At 62.2% G+C, this 21,423-nt stretch carries 23 protein-coding genes; 16 read left to right on the forward strand and 7 right to left on the reverse strand.

The window, feature by feature from the left end; translation table 11 throughout:
- Positions 1–48: 48 nt before the first annotated feature.
- From apbC to AYK65_RS04120, 9 genes are all read left to right on the forward strand, one after another.
- On the forward strand, positions 49–1,194 hold the full coding sequence (apbC, locus tag AYK65_RS04080; RefSeq protein WP_046118482.1) for an iron-sulfur cluster carrier protein ApbC: 1,146 nt from the start codon (positions 49–51) through the stop codon (positions 1,192–1,194).
- A gap of 375 nt (positions 1,195–1,569) precedes the next feature.
- Positions 1,570–2,547 carry a magnesium transporter CorA family protein gene (locus AYK65_RS04085; protein WP_046118480.1) on the forward strand — a complete coding sequence of 326 codons (978 nt, stop codon included), beginning with the start codon at positions 1,570–1,572 and terminating at the stop codon, positions 2,545–2,547.
- A gap of 17 nt (positions 2,548–2,564) precedes the next feature.
- On the forward strand, positions 2,565–4,466 hold the full coding sequence (locus AYK65_RS04090) for a potassium transporter Kup (protein ID WP_034884893.1): 1,902 nt from the start codon (positions 2,565–2,567) through the stop codon (positions 4,464–4,466).
- Between the two features lie 206 nt (positions 4,467–4,672).
- A complete protein-coding gene (locus AYK65_RS04095; protein ID WP_046118479.1) occupies positions 4,673–5,848 on the forward strand; it encodes a cell wall hydrolase in 1,176 nt (391 codons plus the stop codon).
- Between the two features lie 282 nt (positions 5,849–6,130).
- The gene (locus AYK65_RS04100; protein ID WP_046118478.1) at positions 6,131–6,490 is read left to right on the forward strand and encodes an AtpZ/AtpI family protein; all 360 of its coding nucleotides are present in this window, start codon (positions 6,131–6,133) and stop codon (positions 6,488–6,490) included.
- Between the two features lie 60 nt (positions 6,491–6,550).
- Positions 6,551–7,303 (forward strand): F0F1 ATP synthase subunit A, encoded by a 753-nt coding sequence (locus tag AYK65_RS04105; RefSeq protein WP_046118477.1) that lies wholly within the window; start codon positions 6,551–6,553, stop codon positions 7,301–7,303.
- 83 nt (positions 7,304–7,386) lie between these two features.
- Entirely contained in the window at positions 7,387–7,614 is a 228-nt protein-coding gene (locus tag AYK65_RS04110) for a F0F1 ATP synthase subunit C (protein WP_026612986.1), read from the forward strand.
- Between the two features lie 69 nt (positions 7,615–7,683).
- Complete coding sequence (locus tag AYK65_RS04115; RefSeq protein WP_046118476.1) at positions 7,684–8,301, forward strand: F0F1 ATP synthase subunit B; 618 nt, start codon at positions 7,684–7,686, stop codon at positions 8,299–8,301.
- Positions 8,302–8,314: 13 nt separating this feature from the next.
- On the forward strand, positions 8,315–8,800 hold the full coding sequence (locus AYK65_RS04120) for a F0F1 ATP synthase subunit B (RefSeq protein ID WP_081157953.1): 486 nt from the start codon (positions 8,315–8,317) through the stop codon (positions 8,798–8,800).
- Positions 8,801–9,209: 409 nt separating this feature from the next.
- Here the strand turns inward: AYK65_RS04120 and AYK65_RS04125 are convergent, their stop codons facing one another.
- The 3 genes from AYK65_RS04125 to AYK65_RS04130 form a co-directional block, all read right to left on the reverse strand.
- A complete protein-coding gene (locus tag AYK65_RS04125; RefSeq protein WP_026612983.1) occupies positions 9,210–9,860 on the reverse strand; it encodes a ribonuclease HII in 651 nt (216 codons plus the stop codon).
- 131 nt (positions 9,861–9,991) lie between these two features.
- Positions 9,992–10,114, reverse strand: a complete 123-nt coding sequence (locus tag AYK65_RS33455; protein ID WP_267885987.1) for a hypothetical protein — start codon at positions 10,112–10,114, stop codon at positions 9,992–9,994.
- A 38-nt stretch (positions 10,115–10,152) separates the two neighbouring features.
- Positions 10,153–11,310: a PA0069 family radical SAM protein gene (locus tag AYK65_RS04130; protein WP_046118474.1), complete on the reverse strand. Its 1,158-nt coding sequence runs from the start codon at positions 11,308–11,310 to the stop codon at positions 10,153–10,155.
- Positions 11,311–11,476: 166 nt separating this feature from the next.
- Between AYK65_RS04130 and AYK65_RS04135 the strand changes: the two genes are divergently transcribed.
- Entirely contained in the window at positions 11,477–12,010 is a 534-nt protein-coding gene (locus AYK65_RS04135) for a glycosyltransferase family protein (RefSeq protein WP_046118473.1), read from the forward strand.
- Between the two features lie 299 nt (positions 12,011–12,309).
- Here AYK65_RS04135 and moaB read toward each other — a convergent pair whose 3' ends face one another.
- The 4 genes from moaB to AYK65_RS04155 all read right to left on the reverse strand — a co-directional run bounded on the left by moaB (position 12,310) and on the right by AYK65_RS04155 (position 16,790).
- Positions 12,310–12,852: a molybdenum cofactor biosynthesis protein B gene (gene moaB, locus AYK65_RS04140; protein ID WP_026612980.1), complete on the reverse strand. Its 543-nt coding sequence runs from the start codon at positions 12,850–12,852 to the stop codon at positions 12,310–12,312.
- A gap of 5 nt (positions 12,853–12,857) precedes the next feature.
- Complete coding sequence (locus AYK65_RS04145; protein ID WP_026612979.1) at positions 12,858–13,769, reverse strand: 4-(cytidine 5'-diphospho)-2-C-methyl-D-erythritol kinase; 912 nt, start codon at positions 13,767–13,769, stop codon at positions 12,858–12,860.
- Positions 13,770–13,776: 7 nt separating this feature from the next.
- Positions 13,777–15,609, reverse strand: a complete 1,833-nt coding sequence (locus AYK65_RS04150; protein ID WP_026612978.1) for a tetratricopeptide repeat protein — start codon at positions 15,607–15,609, stop codon at positions 13,777–13,779.
- Positions 15,610–15,773: 164 nt separating this feature from the next.
- The gene (locus tag AYK65_RS04155; protein WP_046118471.1) at positions 15,774–16,790 is read right to left on the reverse strand and encodes a polyprenyl synthetase family protein; all 1,017 of its coding nucleotides are present in this window, start codon (positions 16,788–16,790) and stop codon (positions 15,774–15,776) included.
- Between the two features lie 112 nt (positions 16,791–16,902).
- On the opposite strand from AYK65_RS04155, the gene AYK65_RS04160 reads away from it, so the two are divergent.
- The 6 genes from AYK65_RS04160 (at position 16,903) to AYK65_RS04190 (ending at position 21,329) form a co-directional block, all read left to right on the forward strand.
- Positions 16,903–17,124: a putative signal transducing protein gene (locus tag AYK65_RS04160; RefSeq protein WP_026612976.1), complete on the forward strand. Its 222-nt coding sequence runs from the start codon at positions 16,903–16,905 to the stop codon at positions 17,122–17,124.
- A 34-nt stretch (positions 17,125–17,158) separates the two neighbouring features.
- Positions 17,159–17,932: a tRNA1(Val) (adenine(37)-N6)-methyltransferase gene (locus AYK65_RS04165; RefSeq protein ID WP_046118470.1), complete on the forward strand. Its 774-nt coding sequence runs from the start codon at positions 17,159–17,161 to the stop codon at positions 17,930–17,932.
- A 76-nt stretch (positions 17,933–18,008) separates the two neighbouring features.
- Entirely contained in the window at positions 18,009–18,875 is an 867-nt protein-coding gene (locus AYK65_RS04170) for a S49 family peptidase (protein WP_026612974.1), read from the forward strand.
- 89 nt (positions 18,876–18,964) lie between these two features.
- Positions 18,965–19,156: a hypothetical protein gene (locus AYK65_RS04175; RefSeq protein WP_026612973.1), complete on the forward strand. Its 192-nt coding sequence runs from the start codon at positions 18,965–18,967 to the stop codon at positions 19,154–19,156.
- A 107-nt stretch (positions 19,157–19,263) separates the two neighbouring features.
- The gene (locus AYK65_RS04180) at positions 19,264–20,220 is read left to right on the forward strand and encodes a glycine--tRNA ligase subunit alpha (RefSeq protein ID WP_026612972.1); all 957 of its coding nucleotides are present in this window, start codon (positions 19,264–19,266) and stop codon (positions 20,218–20,220) included.
- 560 nt (positions 20,221–20,780) lie between these two features.
- Complete coding sequence (locus AYK65_RS04190; RefSeq protein WP_026612970.1) at positions 20,781–21,329, forward strand: LemA family protein; 549 nt, start codon at positions 20,781–20,783, stop codon at positions 21,327–21,329.
- Positions 21,330–21,423: the final 94 nt, after the last annotated feature.

Genomic DNA, 21,423 nt, shown 5'->3' on the forward strand with positions numbered 1-21,423 from the left:
GCACGCACAGGGCCTCGGCCGCGCGAACGGAACAGATAAGAGGGCGAGATGCCGGACGTGACCAGGGAAATGGTTCTTGAGAAGCTGCGGAACGTCCGCGGTCCGGACATGGAGAGCAATATCGTCGATCTCGGCCTTGTCTCCGATGTCTTCATTTCCGACGGCAAGGCCTATTTCTCGATCACCGTGCCGGCGGATCGGGCCAAGGAACTCGAACCGATGCGTGCGGCGGCCGAACGGGTCGTGCGCGAGATACCCGGCGTGAAGGCGGCTATGGTGGCATTGACCGCTGACCGCAAGGCAGCGCCCCAGTCCGCACCGGTGCAGCGCCCGGCGCCAGCCTCCGGGCAGCCGCATGGCCAACGGCCGGCCGGCGCTGCGAAGACGGGCATTCCGGGGGTTGGCGCCATCATCGCCGTCGCCTCGGGCAAGGGTGGCGTCGGCAAGTCCACGACGTCCGTCAATCTGGCGCTGGCGCTTCAGGCAAACGGCCTCAAGGTCGGGCTCCTCGACGCCGATATCTACGGCCCCTCGATGCCGCGACTGTTGAAGATTTCCGGCCGGCCTCAGCAGATCGAGGGGCGCCTCATCCGCCCGATGGAAAACTACGGGCTGAAGGTGATGTCTATGGGCTTTCTCGTCGACGAGGAGGTCGCGATGATCTGGCGCGGCCCGATGATCCAGTCGGCGCTCCTGCAGATGTTGCGCGAGGTGGCCTGGGGCGAGCTCGACGTTCTCGTCGTCGACATGCCGCCGGGTACAGGCGACGCGCAACTAACCATGGCCCAGCAGGTGCCGCTCGCCGGCGCCGTCATCGTGTCGACGCCGCAGGACCTCGCGCTCGTCGATGCTCGCAAGGGCTTGACGATGTTCCGCAAGGTGGAGGTCCCGGTCCTCGGGATCGTCGAGAATATGAGCTATTTCGTGGCGCCGGATACGGGCACGCGCTATGACATTTTCGGCCACGGCGGCGCGAAGAAGGAAGCCGAACGCATCGGCGTGCCGTTCCTTGGCGAAGTGCCTCTGACGATGGCCATTCGCGAAACCTCGGATGCGGGAACGCCTCTGGTGGTGTCCGAGCCTGAAGGCCAGGTTGCACGCATCTACCGCGAGATCGCCGCACGGGTCTGGGAGCAGGTCGCCGTAGCGCGGCAGGACAAGAGCCGGGTAATGCCCAACATCGTTTTCGAGTAGATTTCAGTCCATGGAAGCGGAACGGCGCCGCGGTTTTTCGCCCGCATTTCGCTCTAACTCATCGGAAATGATCACATAATGTAATCCAGGGTGGATGCGAGTTCAGCACCGGAGCAACATGCCGCAGGGAACCGCATCTGTGGGGGGCATTGATTTTGCGTGACCTTTGCGTCATATGCCTTGCCTTCGCGCGCGCCGGGCAATCGTCCCGGCGCCTCTCGCCGGAGATTTCGGCCCCGCGACAACCGGCTACCGATTGTCGATTCGGGCGGAAGCCTTCATCAGATTGATCTGCATCGTGGAAATCGTGTTGGCGGCTGATCGCTCCAAACCTTCAGGGTTCATCGTCGTCGGCCGCATGAAAAAGGCGACCACATGATCACAGGCTACTGCGTCAACGGTGAAGCTGTCGTTCTCTCGACGGCAGAGCCGCCGGCGGCCCTGCGCCCCGACATCGTCTGGATCGACCTCGTCGAGCCGACCAAGGCGGAAGACCTGATGATGGAGGGTCTGCTCGGGATTTCGATCCCGACGCGGCAGGACCTCAAGGACATAGAGCCGTCGAGCCGGCTCTACACCGACGACGACGCCGTCTTCATGACCGCGTCGCTGGTCTACAGGAGCGACACTGAAATGCCGGGGCTGACGGATGTCGGCTTTATTCTGGCGGGTAAGCGGCTTGTCACGGTGCGCTACGCCGAACCGCGGGCGTTCGGGCTCTTCAAGGCCGGGATGCATCGCATCTCCGGCGGCTGCCGCAACGGCGCTGTGATCCTGACACGGCTGCTCGAGACGATCGCCGACCGCACGGCGGAAATTCTCGAGCAGGCGGTCGACAAGATCGACGAGTTGTCGCTTGAGGTCTTCGGCGAAAAGGCTTCCGGCAAGCGCCGGCCGCCGCACTTCCTCGAGGCGCGCCTGCGCGACGTGGCCGGTCATCACCGGCTCCTCGCCAAGACGCGTGACAGCCTCGCGTCGCTTTCGCGGCTGCTGACCTTCGTCTACACCGTGCCCGATGTGCAGGAGGACAAGGACAGCCGCGAACTTTGCCGCTCCATCTCCCGAGACATACAATCGCTTTCCGAGCATGCGGCCTTTATTTCAGGCAACATCACCTTTCTGCTCGATGCTTCGCTCGGTCTCATCAATGTCGAGCAGAATGCGATCATCAAGATCTTCTCGATTGCTTCGGTCGTTCTCCTGCCGCCGACCCTGGTGGCATCCGTCTACGGCATGAATTTTCGCGTGATGCCGGAGCTCGAATGGCAGTTCGGCTATCCGTGGGCGCTTGCGGCCATGGTGCTTTCGGCCGTGATACCCTTCCTCTTTTTCCGCTGGAAAGGCTGGCTTTAAGGGCCTGTTGGACGCGCATGTCTCAATTGTCTGCTCCCGCCGTGCATGGGTCCGAAAATACGCGTCGACTGATTGCTCTGGCGCTTGGCTCCATCGGCGTCGTCTACGGCGATATCGGCACCAGCCCGCTTTATGCCTTTCGCGAGGCACTGCGCCCCGTTTCGCATGACGGTGTGACGGACGTGGAGATCATCGGCTTGATCTCGCTGATGATCTGGTCGCTGACGATCATCGTCACGATAAAATACGTGCTTTTCCTGCTGCGAGCGGACAACCAGGGCGAGGGTGGGACCCTGTCCCTGCTGGCGCTGCTCATGAAGACCGCCAACGGACATACGGCGATCCTATTCTTCATGGGGATTGCCGGGGCGGCGCTCTTCATCGGCGACGCGATGATCACGCCGGCGCTGTCGGTGCTCTCGGCCGTAGAGGGGTTGAAGCTGGTGACGCCGGCGCTGAGTGAATATGTCGTTCCGATCGCGGTGGTGATCCTCCTGCTCCTCTTTACGGTGCAGTCGAAGGGCACCGGCGCGGTTTCCAATTTCTTCGGGCCGATAACGCTGGTCTGGTTCCTTGTCATGGGCGCGATCGGTCTCGTGCATATCGCGGACGATCTGTCGATCTTCAAAGCTTTCAACCCGTTCTACGCCGTCACCTTCCTGCTCAACGAAGGCTATGTCGGCATCGTCGTGCTCGGCGCCGTCTTCCTCACCGTTACCGGAGCCGAGGCCCTTTACGCCGATCTCGGCCACTTCGGCCGGAGGCCTATCCAGTGGGCCTGGTTCACCATCGTCTTCCCCGCGCTGACCCTTAACTATCTTGGGCAGGGCGCCTTCGTTCTCGAGAATCCCGAGGCGATGTCCGATCCGTTCTTCCTGATGTTCCCGAAATGGGCGCTGCTTCCCGCCGTCATTCTCGCCACGGCGGCGACGATCATCGCCAGCCAGGCGGTGATCACGGGCGCCTTTTCGCTCACGCGCCAGGCGATCCACCTCGGCTTCCTGCCGCGCATGGCGATCTTCCACACCTCCGAGACCCATACGGGGCAGATCTATCTGCCGAACGTCAATACGCTGCTGATGTTCGGCGTCATGGCGCTGGTTTTCGTCTTCGGCTCGTCCGAGGCGCTGGCGACCGCCTATGGCATCTCCGTCACTGGCGCGATGGTGGTCACGACGGTTCTCTCCTTCGAATTCCTGCGTATGCGCTGGAACTGGTCCGGCTGGTGGGCCGCCGGCGCGCTCCTGCCGCTGTTCCTATTGGAATTCGTCTTCCTCGGAGCCAATATGCTGAAGGTCCACGATGGCGGCTATGTGCCGATCCTGATCGCTGCGACCTTCATTATCATCATGTGGACCTGGAAGCGCGGCACCGAGATCCTGCACGCCAAGACGCGCCATATCGACATTCCGCTGGCGAGCTTCATCAAATCGATCGAACGCAAGAGTGAACATGCGCCCGTGGCGGTGCCGGGCACGGCGATCTTCTTGACGAGCGACCCGGATTCGACGCCCGCCGCCCTGCTGCACAATATCAAGCACAATCATGTGCTGCATCAGCAGAACTTCGTCCTTACGATCCGTACCGCCAACACGCCGAAGGTGCCGAAGGAAGAGCGCGTCAGCGTGCGGCCGCTGTCCGACCGCTTCACGCTGCTCGAAATGAAGTTCGGCTTCATGGAGACGCAGAACGTCTCGCAGGCGCTGGGCCTCTTCCGCAAATCGGGGCTCAAATTCGACATCATGTCGACCTCGTTCTATCTCGGCCGCCGCAAGCTCGTTCCCGACGCCCAATCGGGCATGCCGCATTGGCAGGACCGCCTGTTCATTGCGCTCGCCAACGCGGCGATCGACCCGTCCGATTATTTCCGCCTGCCGACGAACCGCGTGGTCGAGCTCGGTTCGCACGTGATCATCTAAGCGGAACCCCGACAATCTGCCGCTTCGGGCGCGTCCGCATTAACCAAACATCAAGGTTAATGCTTCATTTTCGAGGCTCGAACGAAGCGGTCCCGGGGAGCCGTCCGATCGCTTCCAAAACCTAGCGTTCTGCACGGAATCTTGCTGCTGGTCGTGTACCGGCCCGCGAGAACGCGTGCCCGAGTAGAGTTGCGTGGAGCTGACCGGTGCGTAAGAGTGAAAGAGTGCGTCGCAAGTTTCGCCTGCCCCTCACGACGTGGCGCGCCCCGGCCATCATAGGCCTTGCGCTCTTCCTCGGCTTTCCCTCGGCCGTCGCCTATTCCGACCTCGCGACCTTTCTTTCCGGCATCAATCGCGGCGGAGAGCGCTGGCGCATGTATATGACGCAATCGCCCGCGGGCTCCGTCCACGAGGTCGAGATGGTGTTCGCCGATCCGATCACCACCGGTGCGCTCGATGGCGGCGCCGGCATGACGATGCCGGACGGCAGCCGTGTGGCGTTGACGGCTGAAACCAAACATCAGGGGACGCCGGACGAGGATCGCGTCACCCGCAAGCTCAAGAAGGGGCGCATCGTCGCCGTCAGCCCGGTGACGCCACCGAAGGATTTTACCGCCGGCTCGATCCTTCAGCGCACGAGCTCGCTCATGGAACCGGTCTTCGACGGCCCCGAGCGAATGATCTTTGCCAAGCCGAAGATCAAAGGCAAGGAGATCGAGATCGCCACGGCCTTCTACCGGAAGAAGCCGCCGAAGCTCGAACCCGGCCTTTCGCCGATGCTTGCCAAGCTCGTCACCAACGACAAGCCCGATATTCTCGCGACTGCCTATGTCCGGCCCGAGCCGGACTATGCGCGTGAATCGCCTTTCGATTCGATTCTGCGGAAGGACAAGAACGGCGGGCGTTTCATTCCGGATATCGCGCCTGATGACCATGCCTGGGCAGCAACGCCGTTGCCCGCCTCAGTCTTCAGCAAGGAAGAGCAGACCTGCCTGGCCGAAGGGATCTATTTCGAAGCCCGCAGCGAGCCTGTGAAAGGGCAGGCGGCGGTCGCGCAGGTGATTCTCAATCGCGTTCGCAATCCGACTTATCCGAAGACGATTTGCGGTGTCGTCTACCAGAACAAGGCCTGGCGCAATCGCTGCCAGTTCTCCTTCGCCTGCGACATGATCCGCGACCTGATCTATTCGCGCTCCCATTGGAAAACGGCCAAGGAAGTGGCGATGGCCGTCACCGCCGGCAAGATCTGGTTGCCCGAGGTGGGCTCCGCAACGCATTATCACGCCACCTATGTGAAGCCCGCCTGGGCGAAGACGATGAAGCGGGTCGGCAAGATCGGGCTGCACATCTTTTATCGGACCTACGGCGGCGGCTGGAGTTGACGAGTCCGGCAACTTGGCAGCGGCAGAAGCAACGGCTGAAGCCGCGTCATTCGGCGAAGATTCCCGCTGCCGCTTTGTCGCAGGCTCGGCGGAAATATCGTTAACTCTCTGAATTCGTGCAGGAATTTTGTCCACCTTCAACGTCCCCGCATGCCTTGACTATGCGGGGTCGTAAAACTATGTTGCGCGCGACTTCAAATGGGGCCGAAGCGTGGCTTGAACACCGGCCGTTTGTATGACCGAGATCGCGTTCGACCGCGTGGGGCTGCAAAGGGGAGCCATGTGACGGAGAAGCCGGAAGAGAGTCTGGAAGCGCGGCTCAAGCGCCTTGGCGAAGACATCAAGTCCAAGCGGGCGGATGTCTCGGACGAGACGGAAAGGCGCGCCGACGAAAGCCGCAAGGGCTACGCAGCGGCGATGAAGCTTTCGAGCGAATTCATCGCCGGCATCGTGGTCGGGGCGTTTCTGGGCTATCTTTTGGACCACTTTGCGGGTACAGGGCCGTGGGGCATGATCGTCCTCCTGCTTCTCGGGTTCTGTGCCGGTGTGTTGAACGTGCTGCGTTCCGCCGGTCTGGTGGCGACACCGGATCAGCCGAAAGGCGGCCCTGGCAGTGACAAAAAGGACGAGGGCGGCGCCTGAGGTGTCGTCCGGAAGAACACGGTTTCCGCTCATGGGCGGGCAAAACGAAAGAGAAGCGCGGTGTCAAACGATCCGACCCACCAGTTCCTGGTCAACAAGATTGTCCCGATCGAGATTGGCGGAATTGACTTTTCCTTCACCAATGCGTCGCTGTTCATGGTTGCGACTGTCGGTGCGGCCGCTGGCTTCCTCTATCTGACGACGTCGCGGCGCGGGCTGATCCCGACGCGCATGCAGTCGGTGTCGGAAATGTCCTATGAGTTCATCGCCTCGATGCTTCGGGAAGGCGCCGGCAGCCATGGGATGAAATTCTTCCCGATGGTGTTCTCGCTGTTCATGTTCATCCTGACGGCGAACCTGCTCGGCATGTTCCCGTACTTCTTCACTGTCACCAGCCAGATCATTGTGACCTTCGCGCTCGCCGTCTTCGTGATCGGCACGGTCATTCTCTATGGTTTCTACAAACACGGCCTCGGCTTCCTCAATCTCTTCGTGCCGCATGGTGTGCCGGGCGCGCTTCTGCCGCTGGTGGTGGCAATCGAAGTCATCTCGTTCCTTTCCCGTCCGATCAGCCTTTCGGTCCGTCTCTTCGCCAACATGCTGGCGGGCCATATCACGCTGAAGGTCTTCGCAGGCTTCGTCGCTTCGCTCAGCGCTTTCGGCGCGCTCGGCATCGGCGGCGCGGTCCTGCCGCTCATCATGACCGTCGCTCTCACCGGTCTCGAATTCCTGGTCGCCTTCCTCCAGGCCTATGTCTTTGCGGTGCTGACCTGCATGTACCTCAATGACGCCGTCCACCCGGGAAGCCACTAAGGAATAACAGTCGCTCGCTTCCGGTCGGCTTGAGCCGCCGGGGGCGCAAATCCTAGCCGCAACACCATTCGAAGGAGTCAATCATGGACGCGGAAGCAGCAAAGTTCTTGGGTGCAGGTCTTGCATGCCTTGGTATGGCCGGCACGGCTCTCGGCCTCGGCAACATCTTCGGCAACTATCTCGCCGGCGCCCTGCGCAACCCGTCGGCTGCTGACGGCCAGTTCGGCCGCCTCGTATTCGGCTTCGCCGTTACGGAAGCTCTGGGCATCTTCTCGCTGCTCGTAGCGCTCCTCCTCCTCTTCGCCGTCTAATATCGGCTGGAGTTTTCGGCCGCGGCCCCTGGGTCGCGGCCGCGCATTTTCTTGCACCTGGAGGTGAGCATGTTTGTGACCGCGGCCTATGCCCAGCAGTCAACCAACACCGAAGGCAACGAAGCGCACGATGCTCCTGCGGCCGGTGAGGTGCACACCGAAACGGGTGTGGCCCACGAAGGCGAGCATGGATCCGGCGTGTTCCCGCCCTTCGATTCGACCCATTTCGCATCGCAAGTGCTCTGGCTCGCGATCACGTTCGGCCTCTTCTACCTGCTGATGTCGAAGGTCATTATTCCGCGCATCGGCGGAATTCTCGAAACGCGCCATGACCGGATCGCACAGGATCTCGACGAGGCCTCCCGCTTGAAGGGCGAGGCCGACGCTGCCATCGCCGCTTACGAGCAGGAGCTGGCAAGCGCCAAAGCCAAGGGCCATTCGATCGCCGATACCGCCCGCGAAGCGGCCAAGACCAAGGCGAACGCGGAGCGTGCCGCCATCGAAGCCGATCTCGCCAAGAAGATCGTCGCTGCCGAGACGCGCATTGCCAATATCAAGTCCAAGGCACTTGCCGATGTCGGCGCGATCGCCGAGGAAACGGCTACCGCCGTCGTCAAGCAACTGATCGGTGGAACCGTCACCAAGACCGAGATCGCTGCGGCGGTCAAGGCATCGGCCGGCAACTGAGGAGCAACGAATTATGGCACTTGATGCGACTTTCTATGCCCTCGTCGGCCTGATCCTCTTCTTCGCTCTCATCGCCTACCTCAAGGTTCCGGGCATGATCGGTAAGGCGCTTGACGCCCGCGCCGACAAGATCAGCAACGAGCTGGCGGAAGCCAAGCGGCTGCGCGAGGAAGCGCAGAGCCTGGTCGCCGAATACCAGCGCAAGCGCAAGGACGCCGAGGCCGAGGCTGCGAGCATCGTCGCCGCCGCACAACGCGAGGCGGAAATGCTGACGGCGGAAGCCAAGCAGAAGACCGAGGAATATGTCGCGCGCCGCACGGCACTTTCCGAGCAGAAGATCAAGCAGGCCGAAAGTGACGCCATCAACGCGGTTCGCTCGGCGGCCGTGGACCTGGCGATCAGCGCCGCGGAGAAGGTGCTGGCGAGCAAGACTGATGCCGGCGCACAGGAAGCGCTCTTCAAGAAGGCGCTCGGCGAGGTCAAGTCGCGGCTCAACTGAGGCGCTCGTTTCTTGTCTGACATTCCAGAGGGCCCCGCTTCGGCGGGGCTTCTCTTTTGGAGCAGTCCTGTCAAGCGCGGCCTATTGCCGGGCCCATAAGGCGAAGCCTGTCGAGATGTGTTGCGGGCACTCCCTCCGACTGGCGCCTCCATTGCGAGCGCCCCGGTGTGGTCGAACGGCGTCCCATAAAATGACCGCCAAGAGCGGGCGATTGCGACCATGGCTTTGGGCATCGCCGACCGTTTAACGACAACTGCCGCAACTGGAGCAGCGAGGGGAGACGTTGTGGGGCCACTAATGGCGTCATCGCCGCCGCATCCCGCTGTTGCGGAGATATCAGGCGTGATGATTTCCTGAGCGTCGAGATGAGATTCGAAACGGAGCCGCAAGCGCCTTTTATGGCGCGTCGTCAGATCTGCCGAAAGGGGCGGAAGGTCATGCGGTGGAGCGAGCAGGGACCATGGCTGTCGATGGCAATGCGGTGTTTCTCAGTCGCATAGCCTGCATGAAGGGCGAAGCCATAGGCTGGGAAGGTCGCGTCGGCGCGGGCCATCATGCGGTCACGGGTGACCTTGGCGACGATCGATGCTGCAGCGATGGAGACGGAGCGCGAGTCGCCCTTGACGACTGCCTTCGCATGGCAGGAGAGGCCCGGCGGCACGTCGCGACCGTCGACGAGGACGAAACGCGCTGCCGTAGCAAGGCCGTGGACCGCGCGCCGCATGGCATCGAGACTGGCTTTCAGGATATCGGTTGAATCGATGCGCGTCGCCGAGGACGAGGCGATCGAAACCGTCGCCGTCGCCAGAATTTCTTTAAACAGCGCCTCGCGCTGCTCTGCGGTCAGGAGTTTGCTGTCGTTGAGCCCTGCCGGGACCGCATCGGGATCGAGGATGACCGCAGCGGCGACGACCGGGCCCGCAAGCGGCCCTCGTCCGGCTTCATCGGCGCCGGCCACCGGCCAGAAGCCGTCAAGGCGCGCTGCGGCCTCGAAGCTGAAATCCGGAACAGGCAGCTCAAGCGGAAAAAGTGGGGAATCGGGCGACTTGCGACGTGACATGCGGGGGACCCTCGCACATTCACCCGATTCCCTTCAAGCCCCTCGGTACAGGTGCGGCGGTGACCGAGGGGCGCCAGCGCATCCCGAGGCAAAGTGGATGTGCTGGAACCGAATTCTCTACTGCATGTTCCTTAAACCGGACCGGATTTCAGGATAAAAACATGCAGCAATTCAAAGTGCAGCAGCATCCCTTGTGCATCTGAAAAGACGACCGCGCCGTAATGCCGCTCCCGGATCCGTCCGTTGCGCGGCAAGGATCGACCTCCGCAACACGGGCGTACCCGCAAGCGCTCTAAAGCAGTGACAACTGAACGCCCATCCCGAGCGGTGGCACGAAGATGTCGTTCCTCAACTGCCGGCGCGTCAGGTTTAGCCCAAGCCGCTTGGCCGCGAGTTCGAAGCGGCGGCCGATCTGCCAGGCATAGGGCCCGCTTCCCTTCATCCGCTTTCCGAACTCGGCGTCGTAATCCTTGCCGCCGCGCATGGAGCGTATGAGCGACATGACATGGCGATAGCGGTGCGGATAGTTGCGGAGCAGCCAATCGCGGAAGAGCGGGCTCACCTCCAGCGGCAGCCGCAGGAGCACATAGCTTGCCTCCGACGCGCCTGCCGTCTTCGCCGAATCGAGCACGCGTTCAATTTCATGATCATTCAGCGCCGGGATTATGGGCGCTACCAGAACGCCGGTCGGAATGCCGGCCTCGGAAAGCGCACGTATCGCCTCGAGCCGTTTCGGCGGCGTCGACGCCCGCGGCTCCATGGTGCGTGCCAGCTTGCGGTCGAGCGTCGTCACCGAAATGCCGACCCGTGCCAGGCCCATTTCCGCCATCGGACCAAGCAGGTCGATATCGCGCGTCACCATGGCCGATTTGGTGACGATCATCACCGGATGGTTGGCCGCCTTCAGCACCTCCAATATCTGGCGCATGATCCGCCATTCCTTTTCGATCGGCTGATAGGGGTCGGTATTGGTGCCGATCGCAATTGGACGGACTTTATAGTCCGGCCTTGCCAGTTCGCGTTCCAAAAGGCGAGGGGCATCCGGCTTGGCGAAGAGCTTGGCTTCGAAATCGAGCCCTGCCGACAGCCCCATATAGGCGTGCGTGGGCCGCGCGAAACAATAGATGCAGCCGTGTTCGCAGCCGCGATAGGGATTGATGGAGCGATCAAAGGAAATGTCCGGCGAATCGTTGCGCGTAATGACGGCCCTTGGCTTTTCCACCTGAACCTCGGTTTTGAACGGCGGCAATTCCTCGATTGTCTGCCAGCCGTCGTCGAAAGCCTCGCGTGTGCGCGGCTCAAAGCGTCCGGACATATTGAGGGCGGCACCGCGGCCACGTCGACGATCGATATCGATCCTGACGCCGGTTCCCGAGACGATGGCTTCGGCCACGTCCGCGCTGTTGCCGGGCGCAAAGGCGCCCTGCTTGAGTTGAGACAGCTCGTTCATCGAAATCTCCTCGGAATCGGATATGCGATTCCGTTTCGTGATGATTATTTTCCTAATCCATGACAGAGAACAAAGCAAGAACAAAAAAACACGAGGCGGAAGCAGAACGGCGGCAATCCATCAGGCAAGTTGTGGTGTTTGGTTCGGCAATGCGGTAGGAACGGTCATGCTGACGATCATCATGGAAACAAGGGACAACGAAGCGGAATTGGCGCAGACGCTCACCGCGCTGGTTGCGGGCGCCGTGGAGGGGCTTGTCAGCGATGTCATCATCCTTGACCACGGCTCGAGCGACGGCTCCCCGCATGTTGCCGATGCAGCCGGCTGCCGCTTCTGCGTGGAATGGGATCTCGGCGATATCGTCCGCTCCGCGCGCGGCGAATGGTTGATGTTTCTCGAGCCGGGGGCGCGGCCGACCGGGCGCTGGGTGGACGAGCTCCTGGAATACATATCGACCAGCAAAGACCCGGCGCGGTTTTCTCCCTCGCGCATCCACAAGCGCCCGCTTCTCAAGCGGCTATCGCGCCGCGCGCCGCTGGAGGCGGGATTCCTGATGCGCAAGAGGGATGCGGTTGCTGTCGTGCGCGGCAACATGCGGCTGAGCGACATCGCGAATGGTCGGGCAGTGCGCAAGCTCGCGACCGAGCTCGTACCGGCCTGGGTGACCATCGGCAATCGGCCGGCGACGGAGCGGGCCTGATCTACAGCGCCGCGCGTCTTGTCAGCGGGCAGCAAGAAAGGGGGTGCGCCTTGCGGCACCCCCAAGTGGCTCTCAAATGACCTTGACTTGAAAATGTCTTGCCATGCGTGCCCCCCTTTCCGAATGGACAGCATGTCGTAGCCTTCCCTCCGCCCCAATATGCCCCAGGAAAGAGGGTGTCCTTGCATTCGCTCGATTTGGATAAACGGTGCCTGCCTTGCCCGCTTCGAGCGAAGCCGACGGTAGCAATGTAGCGTCTTCGTCTGTCACGGTCTGTTCCAGACGGAACATGGAAATCGTCAGCCGCGCTGCAGATGCTCGTCCAGCCGCGGCATGATTTCCACGAAATTGCAGGGCATGTGCCGGTAGTCGAGCTGCTGCTTCAGGATTCCGTCCCAGGCGTCCTTGCAGGCACCGGGTGAGCCGGGCAGAACGAAGATGAATGTGCGGTTGGCGACGCCGCCCGTCGCCCGAGACTGGATCGTCGAGGTGCCGATCTTGTCGTAGGAGATACGGTGAAACACCTCGGAGAAGCCATCCATCCGCTTTTCGAAGAGCGGCTCCAGCGCTTCCGGTGTCACGTCGCGGCCGGTGAAGCCGGTGCCGCCGGTGGTGATGACGACGTCGATCGCCTCATTCAGCGTCCAGCTTTTGACCTGATCGTAGATCTTCTGCCGGTCGTCTGAAACAATCGCCCGTGCTTCGAGGCGATGGCCGGCCTCGCGTATCCTCGCTTCGAGCGTGTCGCCGGACTTGTCGTTCGCGCGCGTGCGCGTGTCGGAGACCGTGAGCACGGCGATGCCGACAGCAATGAAGGGGCGTGTTTCGTCGAGGCCGGGCATCGGATTTATCCTCTTTTCCCCGCGGTTCGCGTGGCTTGAACGTACCATTCCGGATGGCTGGCGGAAATCTCTTCGCCGGCGGCTGCGGCGCTTTCTTCGCCGTCGAACAGCCCGAAACAGGTGGCGCCGGAGCCGGACATCCGCACGAGTGTGGCGCCTGCAGCATTCAACGCGGCCGACACGTCTGCTATCACCGGTTCAAGGGCGCGCGCCGGAGGTTCCAGATCGTTACGCATGGCGGCCATCGCTGTCAGCCATTCCGCCTTCGAGCGGGCGCCTTCAGGCAAGCCAAGCGGCGGATTGTTCTTTTTCACAAGCGTTCGGAAGATGACGGGAGTGGAAACGGCCACGAGCGGATTGACGAGGACGATCGCGAAGGACGGCAGGTCGGGAAGCGGCGTGATTTCCTCTCCGATCCCCTTCGCGAGGAGCGGCCGGCCGTCAAGGCACATCGGCACGTCGGCACCGAGCGCGAGCGCAAGGCTCTCGAGCGTTGCAGGCGCAACCGACGCACTCCAGAGCGTCATGAGCCCGCGCAGCGTTGCGGCCGCGTCTGCCGACCCGCCGCCTATGCCGGAGGCGATCGGCAGGTTTTTTTCGAGATGCATATGGACCGGACCTGCTGCTGCACCTTCCAGCGCAAGCTCACGGCGCAACAGGTCGCGGGCGCGAAGCACAAGATTGCCGTCCTTGCCTTCAGCGGAAAGCGGCAGGACGGGTGCGAAACGGCCCGACAGCGTGAAGCGGTCCGTGTCCGCCGGCGTCAGTCCGATCCGGTCGCCGCAGTCGGCGAACGTCACCAAGCTTTCCAGAAGATGGTGGCCATCGGCGCGCTGGCCGACAACATGCAAAGCAAGATTGATCTTGGCGGGCGCCGCAAAGGTCAATGCGAAGCCCGGAATGCCGTCTGTCCGCATGCCTTGATCAGGACTTCTTGCCCGGCGTCGCCACCTCGGGTCCATTCTTCTTCGGCAGCGTTTCCTTGGCGTCAGCGGCGGCCGGAACCCGCTCCTTGAGCGGCGGGAGGCCGTTTTCGATCTTCGCCTTGATCTTCGGAATTTCCGCTTCCTCGGGCTTCAGTTCGAGCGCCTGGTTCCATTGGAACACCGCTTCTAGCTTGCGCCCGACGCGCCAATAGGCATCGCCGAGGTGATCGTTGATCGTCGCGTCGCCGGCCATTAGTTCCGCAGCGCGCTCGAGCTCGGCCACCGCTTCGTCGAAGCGGCCCATGCGGAAATAGGCCCAGCCGAGCGAGTCGACGATATAGCCGTCGTCGGGCTTCAGCTCGACCGCCTTGCGGATCATGTCGAGACCCTCTTCGAGCTTTATGTTCATGTCGACCCAGGAATAGCCGAGATAGTTCAGGACCTGGGGTTGATCCGGATTGAGCTCCAGCGCCTTGAGGAAGTTCGGCTCCGCCTTCTCCCAGATCTTCTGCCGTTCATAGGCGATGCCGCGCTGGAAGAAGACGGTCCAGTCGCTGCGCTTCGGCACGGGGCCGATCGCCTCCACCGCTCGGTCGTAAAGCTCGCCCATCTCCTTGTAGGCTTTGGCATCGGAAAGCACGCTGCCATAGGCGAGATAGTTGCGGATATTCTTGGGATCGACGTCGATCAGGGCCTTCAGGTGTCTCTTCGCTTCGTCGACCTTGCCGATACTGGCGAGGCTGAGACCGAGCTGAAGCTCGGAAAGGCGGCGCATCGGCGAATCTTCGGGCACGCTCTTGTAGAGCGCTATGGCCTCTTCCGGTTTCTTCAGGTTCTCCGCGATACCACCGAGCATCACCAGAATATCGGGACTCTCCGGATCGAGCCGGCGCGCCGTCTGCAAGTAGAGCGAAACAATGTCTTCCGCTCCCTCACGATTGAGCGCTCCGCCGATGGAGAAGAGCACCGCCGCAGCACCCTGCACGGCAGTACGCACCTGCTGTTCCTGGGGCTTGCCTTCTTCGATGCTCTTTCTCAGCGCCTCGAGCGGCGTGTAGTTGTTGACGAGATTTTCGCCGACGGCAATCGTGTCCAGCGCCTTCTGCTTGTTGCCTTCCCGCGCTTCAAAGCGTGCCAGCGCCTCGACGGCGCGCATGAACGTGTCCGGTGCGGCGCTGCCGCCTTCACGGTCGAGAATGGCGTCGTTCAGCCGGGCGCGCGCTGTCGCCTTGTCGCCGGCCGCAAGCGCGAGCGCTCCGGCATGATAATTCTTGAACACCCGGAACCATTCCGGTCCCTCCAGGCCCTTGATCTGGGCCAGCGCCTCCTTCGGGCGGCCTTGGCCGAACTTGGCCCAGGCGGAGAGCAGATTGCTCATCAGACGGTCGAGGTCGTTCGGTCCCTGATAGTTCAAGAGCTTTTGTGCATTGCGGTATTCCCGCTTGCGGATCGCCTCGATGGCGCGGACCACCGTCGTGATCCGCTCGACGGCTGGATCGGACTTCAGTTCCTCGGCGATCTTGACGCCCTGATCGAACTGGCCGCTCATCAGCAGCGTGATCATCAGCCGCTGCTTGACGTCGTTGTTGTTGGGCTCGAACTGCAAGGCGGTCCGGTAGAGCTCCGTTGCCGTCGCGTAATCGCGATCGACATCGGCCGTCCGCGCGGCAAGGAATGCGCCCGCAAACGTGTTGACGCTGCGAATGTCGAAAGGCTTGGCGTCCTCGACCGGCGCCTTCTCTTCGGCAAACACTTGCTGGCCGCCGGTCACCGATGCGAGGACCAGCATCGCTGCGCCGCTGAGAAGGCGAAGGAATGTATTCTGCCGCATATCAAACCTTTCATTGCCGGTGGTCACGCCTGTGGCGCCACCGCTGGTTGTGCAGAAAGCGATCGGAAATCGTTTCGCACAAGTCTTGGAGAATAGAATGGCTTTTTTGGCGCAGTGCGGCAAGAAATTCCTCCAAGGGGAAGTAATATCCTGTCAGCCCGCGCTCAGCTCACACGGTCGATGCAAAAATCGATCACCTCGATCATTGCCGATTTCCAGGGAGAGGCCGGCAGCGGCGCAAGCGCATCGCGTGCGATCGTGCCGTAGTGCTTGGCCCGCGCGATTGTGTCGGTCAGCCCACCGTAACGGCGGATGAGACCAAGCGCCTTTTCGAGATTTGCCTGATCGCTGGCGCCACCCTCGATCGCCTCCCGCCAGAACGCCCGATCTTCCGGCGTGCCGCGGCGGTAGGAAAGAATGACGGGAAGCGTGATCTTGCCCTCGCGGAAATCGTCACCGACATTCTTGCCGAGCTCGCTCGACGAGCCGCCATAGTCGAGAACGTCATCGACCAGTTGGAAGGCGAGGCCGAGATTCGTGCCGTAGGACTTCAGCGCGTTGCGGTCGGCCTTCGCAGCGCCCGCGACGATCGGCCCGACCTCGGCGGCTGCGGCGAAGAGCGCTGCCGTCTTGGCGCGGATGACCTGGAGATAGTCGTCCTCGGTCGTCTCCATGTTCTTGGCGACGGAGAGCTGCAGCACCTCGCCCTCCGCGATCACCGAAGCGGCGGTCGAAAGCACGTCGAGCGCCTCGAGCGAGCCCACGTCGACCATCATGCGGAACGCCTGGCCGAGCAGGAAATCGCCGACGAGCACGCTCGCCTGGTTGCCCCAGATCGTCCGCGCCGTCGACTTGCCGCGTCTGAGGTCGCTCTCGTCGACCACATCGTCGTGCAGCAGCGTTGCCGTATGCATGAATTCGACGCTGGTCGCGAGCTTGATATGGCCGTCGCCCTCATAGCCGAACATGGCGGCCGCCGCGAGAGTCAGCATCGGCCTGAGCCGCTTGCCGCCCGACGAGATAAGGTGGTTGGCGACTTCCGGAATCATTTGAACGTCGGAGCCCGCCTTGGAGAGAATGAGCTGGTTGACGCGTTCCATATCGGGCAAAGTGAGATCGACAAGCGGCTTCACAGACGCCTGTTTGTTTTTATTGTCTTCCAGCGGTATCACTACGCCCAACGCCCCGGACTCCTGTTTCGTCGTCGGTTGCGACAATAGAAAGAGGGGCCTCGGGCGGCAAGAGGCGAATTGCCTCGCTCGCTGCAATTTGAGACAGGAAAAAAGAGCCTCTATGAAGGAACTGATCCGCACCAACGACGCCGTGCTTCTCTCCTTCGCCGAAAGCCTGATGAAGGATGCGGGCATCGCCTGTCTCATAGCCGATCGGGATATGAGCATTCTCGAAGGCTCGCTCGGCCTCCTGCCGCGGCGCTTTCTGGTCGCCGAAGAGGACGCCGAGAGAGCCCGGAAGATACTGATCGACGCGGGCTTGGAAAAGGAATTGCGGCAATGATGCCGGCGGACTTTCCCGTAAGGCCCGAACGGAGATGACGAGAACGTCGGAAACGGTGGACGCGTTCCACCGCGGCAGATTCCACCTGATCCAACCGCTTGGCCAGGGGCATCGCTCCGGCATGGATGCGATGCTGCTTGCCTCCCTCGTCTCCTGCAGCCGCCCGTGCCGCGTCGCCGATCTCGGCGCCGGCGCCGGGGCGGCCGGCATGGCCGTCGCCTCGCGGATCGAGGAGGCCGAGGTGCTCCTCGTCGAGCGTTCGCCGATCATGGCGGATTTTGCCCGCCGCAGCCTCGCCTTGCCCGAGAACGCCCGTTTCGCTGCCCGGGTCTCGGTTCTCGAGGCGGACGTCGCGCTGAACGGCAAGGCGCGCGCGGCCGCGGGCCTTGCCGACGATGTTTTCGACCATGTGATCATGAATCCGCCATTCAACGATGCCGCGGACCGCAGGACCCCCGACCGCCTCAAGGAGGAAGCTCATGCCATGAGCGACGATCTCTTCGAGACCTGGATCAAGACGGCAGGCGCCATCATGAAGCCGAGCGGCCAGCTCTCGCTCATTGCACGGCCGGAATCGATCGCCGAGATCGTTGCGGCCTGCGGCCGCCGCTTCGGCGGCATCGAGATCACGCCGCTCCTGCCGCGGGCCGGTGAGAACGCCGTACGCATTCTCGTGACGGCGATCAAACAGAGCCGCAAGCGGTTGGCGCTGCGCGCGCCACTCGTCATGCACGGGGAGGCAACTCATCGCTTCTCGCCGGAGGTCGACGATCTTAACAACGGGCGTGCGGTCTATCATCGCCGATGATTAACGGTAAGCACGGCATTGCGTTTGTCGCCGCAATGCATACATGCAGTGACAAGTTCGTATGGCAGGAGTTGAGATGGCCGGATTCTTGAAAAAGCTGATGCCGAGGCGTTTTCGCAGGGATGGAGTGACCATACCGGCGATCAGGCTGCATGGCGCGATCATGGCCGGCGGCGGTCAGTTCCGCCCGGTTCTCAATCTTGCCGGTGTGGCGCCGCTTCTTGAGAAGGCCTTCTCGATCAAGGAGGCTCCGGCCGTTGCCATTTCCGTTAATTCGCCGGGCGGCTCGCCGGTGCAGTCGCGCCTCATCTATCAGCGCATCCGCGACCTTGCGGAGGAGAAGAAGAAGCGCGTGCTGATCTTCGTGGAGGACGTGGCAGCCTCCGGCGGCTACATGATCGCGCTCGCCGGCGACGAGATCATCGCCGACCCGACCTCGATCGTCGGCTCGATCGGCGTCGTTTCAGGCGGCTTCGGTTTTCCGGAGCTTCTGAGAAAGATCGGTGTCGAACGTCGCGTGTATACGGCCGGCGAAAACAAGGTGGTGCTCGATCCGTTTCAGCCGGAGAAGCAGCGCGACGTCGAGTTCCTGAAGAGCCTGCAACTCGACATCCATGATATCTTCATTCAGATGGTGAAGACGCGGCGGGGCTCGCTGCTGGCGGACCACCCGGATATCTTCTCGGGTCTCTTCTGGACCGGCAAACGCAGCCAGGAACTCGGCCTTGTCGACAGCCTCGGCGATATGCGGGGCGAAGTGAAGAAGCGCTATGGCGAGAAGGCGAGGCTCGAGCTCATTCAACCCGCTCGTAGCCTGTTCGGCCGGCGTCAGCCGGGGGCCGCCGTTGCCGGGTCGATCGCGGGGCCGCTCGCCGCGTCGGCGGCTGCGGGTCTGGTTGAGGCTGTCGAGGAAAGGGCCCTATGGGCGCGTTTCGGACTTTGACGCGGGCATCTGGTCAGCCGCGCAAGGTCGCGCTACCACTCTGGTGAAGATCACCCAGCTCATCGACTCCGATCTGAGGAGGAGGAACAATGCCGCAGATCATCCTGCTTCTGATCGTGGCTATCATCGCCTGGATCGGATATCGCAAGTTCATCGCCGACGCGGAGAGGCTGACTCGCCAGCGTGAGCGCCTGCGCCGTGAACAGCAGACCGGCGCCAACGGTACACTTGTGAAAGATCCGAAGACCGGAGAATACCGCCTGAAGCGCGACGACGAGTGACATTCGCCGGATTGCGCCCAGGCGCGGTCGGTCGGCGCAAGGCTTGACCCTTACCTTCTGGCATGGCACCTGTCCGCGCAAATTTCGAAGAATTCGGACGTGATCTCATGACCACCGCATCCATCCCGGACCATATGAACCCGAAGCGTTCCTTTCAGGCCCTGATCCTGACGCTGCACAACTATTGGGCCGATAAGGGCTGCGCCGTGCTCCAGCCCTACGACATGGAGGTCGGCGCGGGTACCTTCCATCCCGCAACGACGCTGCGCGCGCTCGGTCCGAAGCCCTGGCGCGCCGCTTACGTCCAGCCCTCGCGCCGTCCGACCGATGGCCGCTACGGCGAGAATCCGAACCGGCTGCAGCACTATTACCAGTACCAGGTGCTCCTGAAGCCGAACCCGTCCAATCTGCAGGAGCTCTATCTCGGCTCCCTCGAGGCAATCGGCCTCGATCCGCTCTTGCACGATATCCGTTTCGTCGAGGACGACTGGGAAAGCCCGACGCTTGGCGCCTGGGGACTTGGCTGGGAATGCTGGTGCGACGGCATGGAAGTGTCGCAGTTCACCTATTTCCAGCAGGTCTGCGGCATCGAGTGCTCGCCGGTTTCAGGTGAACTGACCTATGGTCTCGAGCGCTTGGCGATGTACGTCCAGGGCGTCGACAATGTCTACGACCTCAACTTCAATGGCCGTGACGGTGCCGAGAAGATCACCTATGGCGATGTCTTCCTGCAGGCCGAGCAGGAATATTCACGGCACAATTTCGAATATGCCAACACCGCGATGTTGCAACAGCATTTCATCGATGCCGAGAAGGAGTGCCTGGCATTGCTTGCTGCCGGCGCGCCGGGCGACGCCAGCAACAACCGCCTGCACAAATGCGTCTTCCCCGCCTATGATCAATGCATCAAGGCGAGCCACGTCTTCAATCTTCTCGATGCGCGCGGCGTGATTTCGGTCACGGAGCGCCAGAGCTACATCCTGCGCGTGCGCACGCTGGCGAAGGCTTGTGGCGAGGCCTTCCTGCTCACCGATGCCGGCGGCGCGAACAGGGAAGCCGCCTGATCACCAGACCAGCGCGGCCGCTGTGCGCAAGGTAGGACAAGCCCTTCAGCCGACAGCCGCATGCCGGCAGGCAGGGGTGGGCAATCCGGTTCGCTCCCCCCGCCATCGATCCGCCAGATCAGTTTCGTCACCGCATATGTGTCGTTCGACCACTCGCTGGCATAGGTCTGCAGCGCGCGGCGAACACCGCTCAGCCCGTCGGCCGGCGTTGCGCTCGCATGGGCAACGAAGAGAGCCATAAAGGCGATCACGTTGATGGAGGTTGCGAGCGGTTTCATGATCTTGTCTTCGGTTCTGCGGTTGTTCGATGGTTCAACTATCGGCGATTGGCGGGCTCGGCGCCGTTACCGGCGGAACAGCCCAATCGGGCGCATGACGTCACCGGCAGAGCTTGAAGTCTGAGCAGAGTCGAAGGACGGCGGGGGAGCCTTGCCGTTCCTCCGGCTGATGCAGAAAAGCCTTTGAAGTCGGAGCGCGATTGAGGAAAAGTGTGCGCGTTTTCGCCTGCCTCGGCGTCGCGTTAATCGAGTCGGGGCCGGCGGGTCTCAAGGAGGGGTTTCATGATCGGACTGGCAATCGGCGTCGCCGTCGTTCTTTATCTCGTTTTCGTCTACAACGGCCTCGTCAAGGCGCGGCAGGTCGCCGAGGAGGCCTGGTCCGGCATCGACGTGCAGTTGAAGCGCCGTGCCGACCTCATCCCAAATCTCATCGAGACCGTGAAGGGCTACGCGGCGCATGAGAAGTCGACGCTGGAAGAGGTCGTCGCGCTGCGCAACCGGGCGCAGGCCGTGCCGGAGGGCGACGTCGCCGAAAGAGCGGCCGTCGAAGGCGCGCTTTCGCAGGCACTTGGACGTCTCTTCGCGCTTGCCGAAGCCTATCCGGATTTGAAAGCCAACGAGAATTTCGCGGAACTGCAGCGCTCGCTGGAGACGATTGAAGGCGAGATCCAGATGTCGCGGCGCTACTACAACGGTGCCGCCCGCGATCTCAACGTCAAAGTCGAGAGCTTCCCGTCCAATCTGATCGCCAATGTGTTTCGCTTCGCCAAGGCCGGCTATTTCGAGATCACCAACGAGGCCGATCGTGCGGTGCCGTCGGTCAAGTTCTAGTGGCATGTCGCCCAAAAGTGGACAGCGTTTTTGGGGTAGCGACATGCAAGATGCTTCTAATGCATGTCGCCCAAAAGTGGGCAGCGGTTTTGGG

Source organism: Ensifer aridi (genome assembly GCF_002078505.1).
GTDB classification, from domain to species: domain Bacteria; phylum Pseudomonadota; class Alphaproteobacteria; order Rhizobiales; family Rhizobiaceae; genus Sinorhizobium; species Sinorhizobium aridi.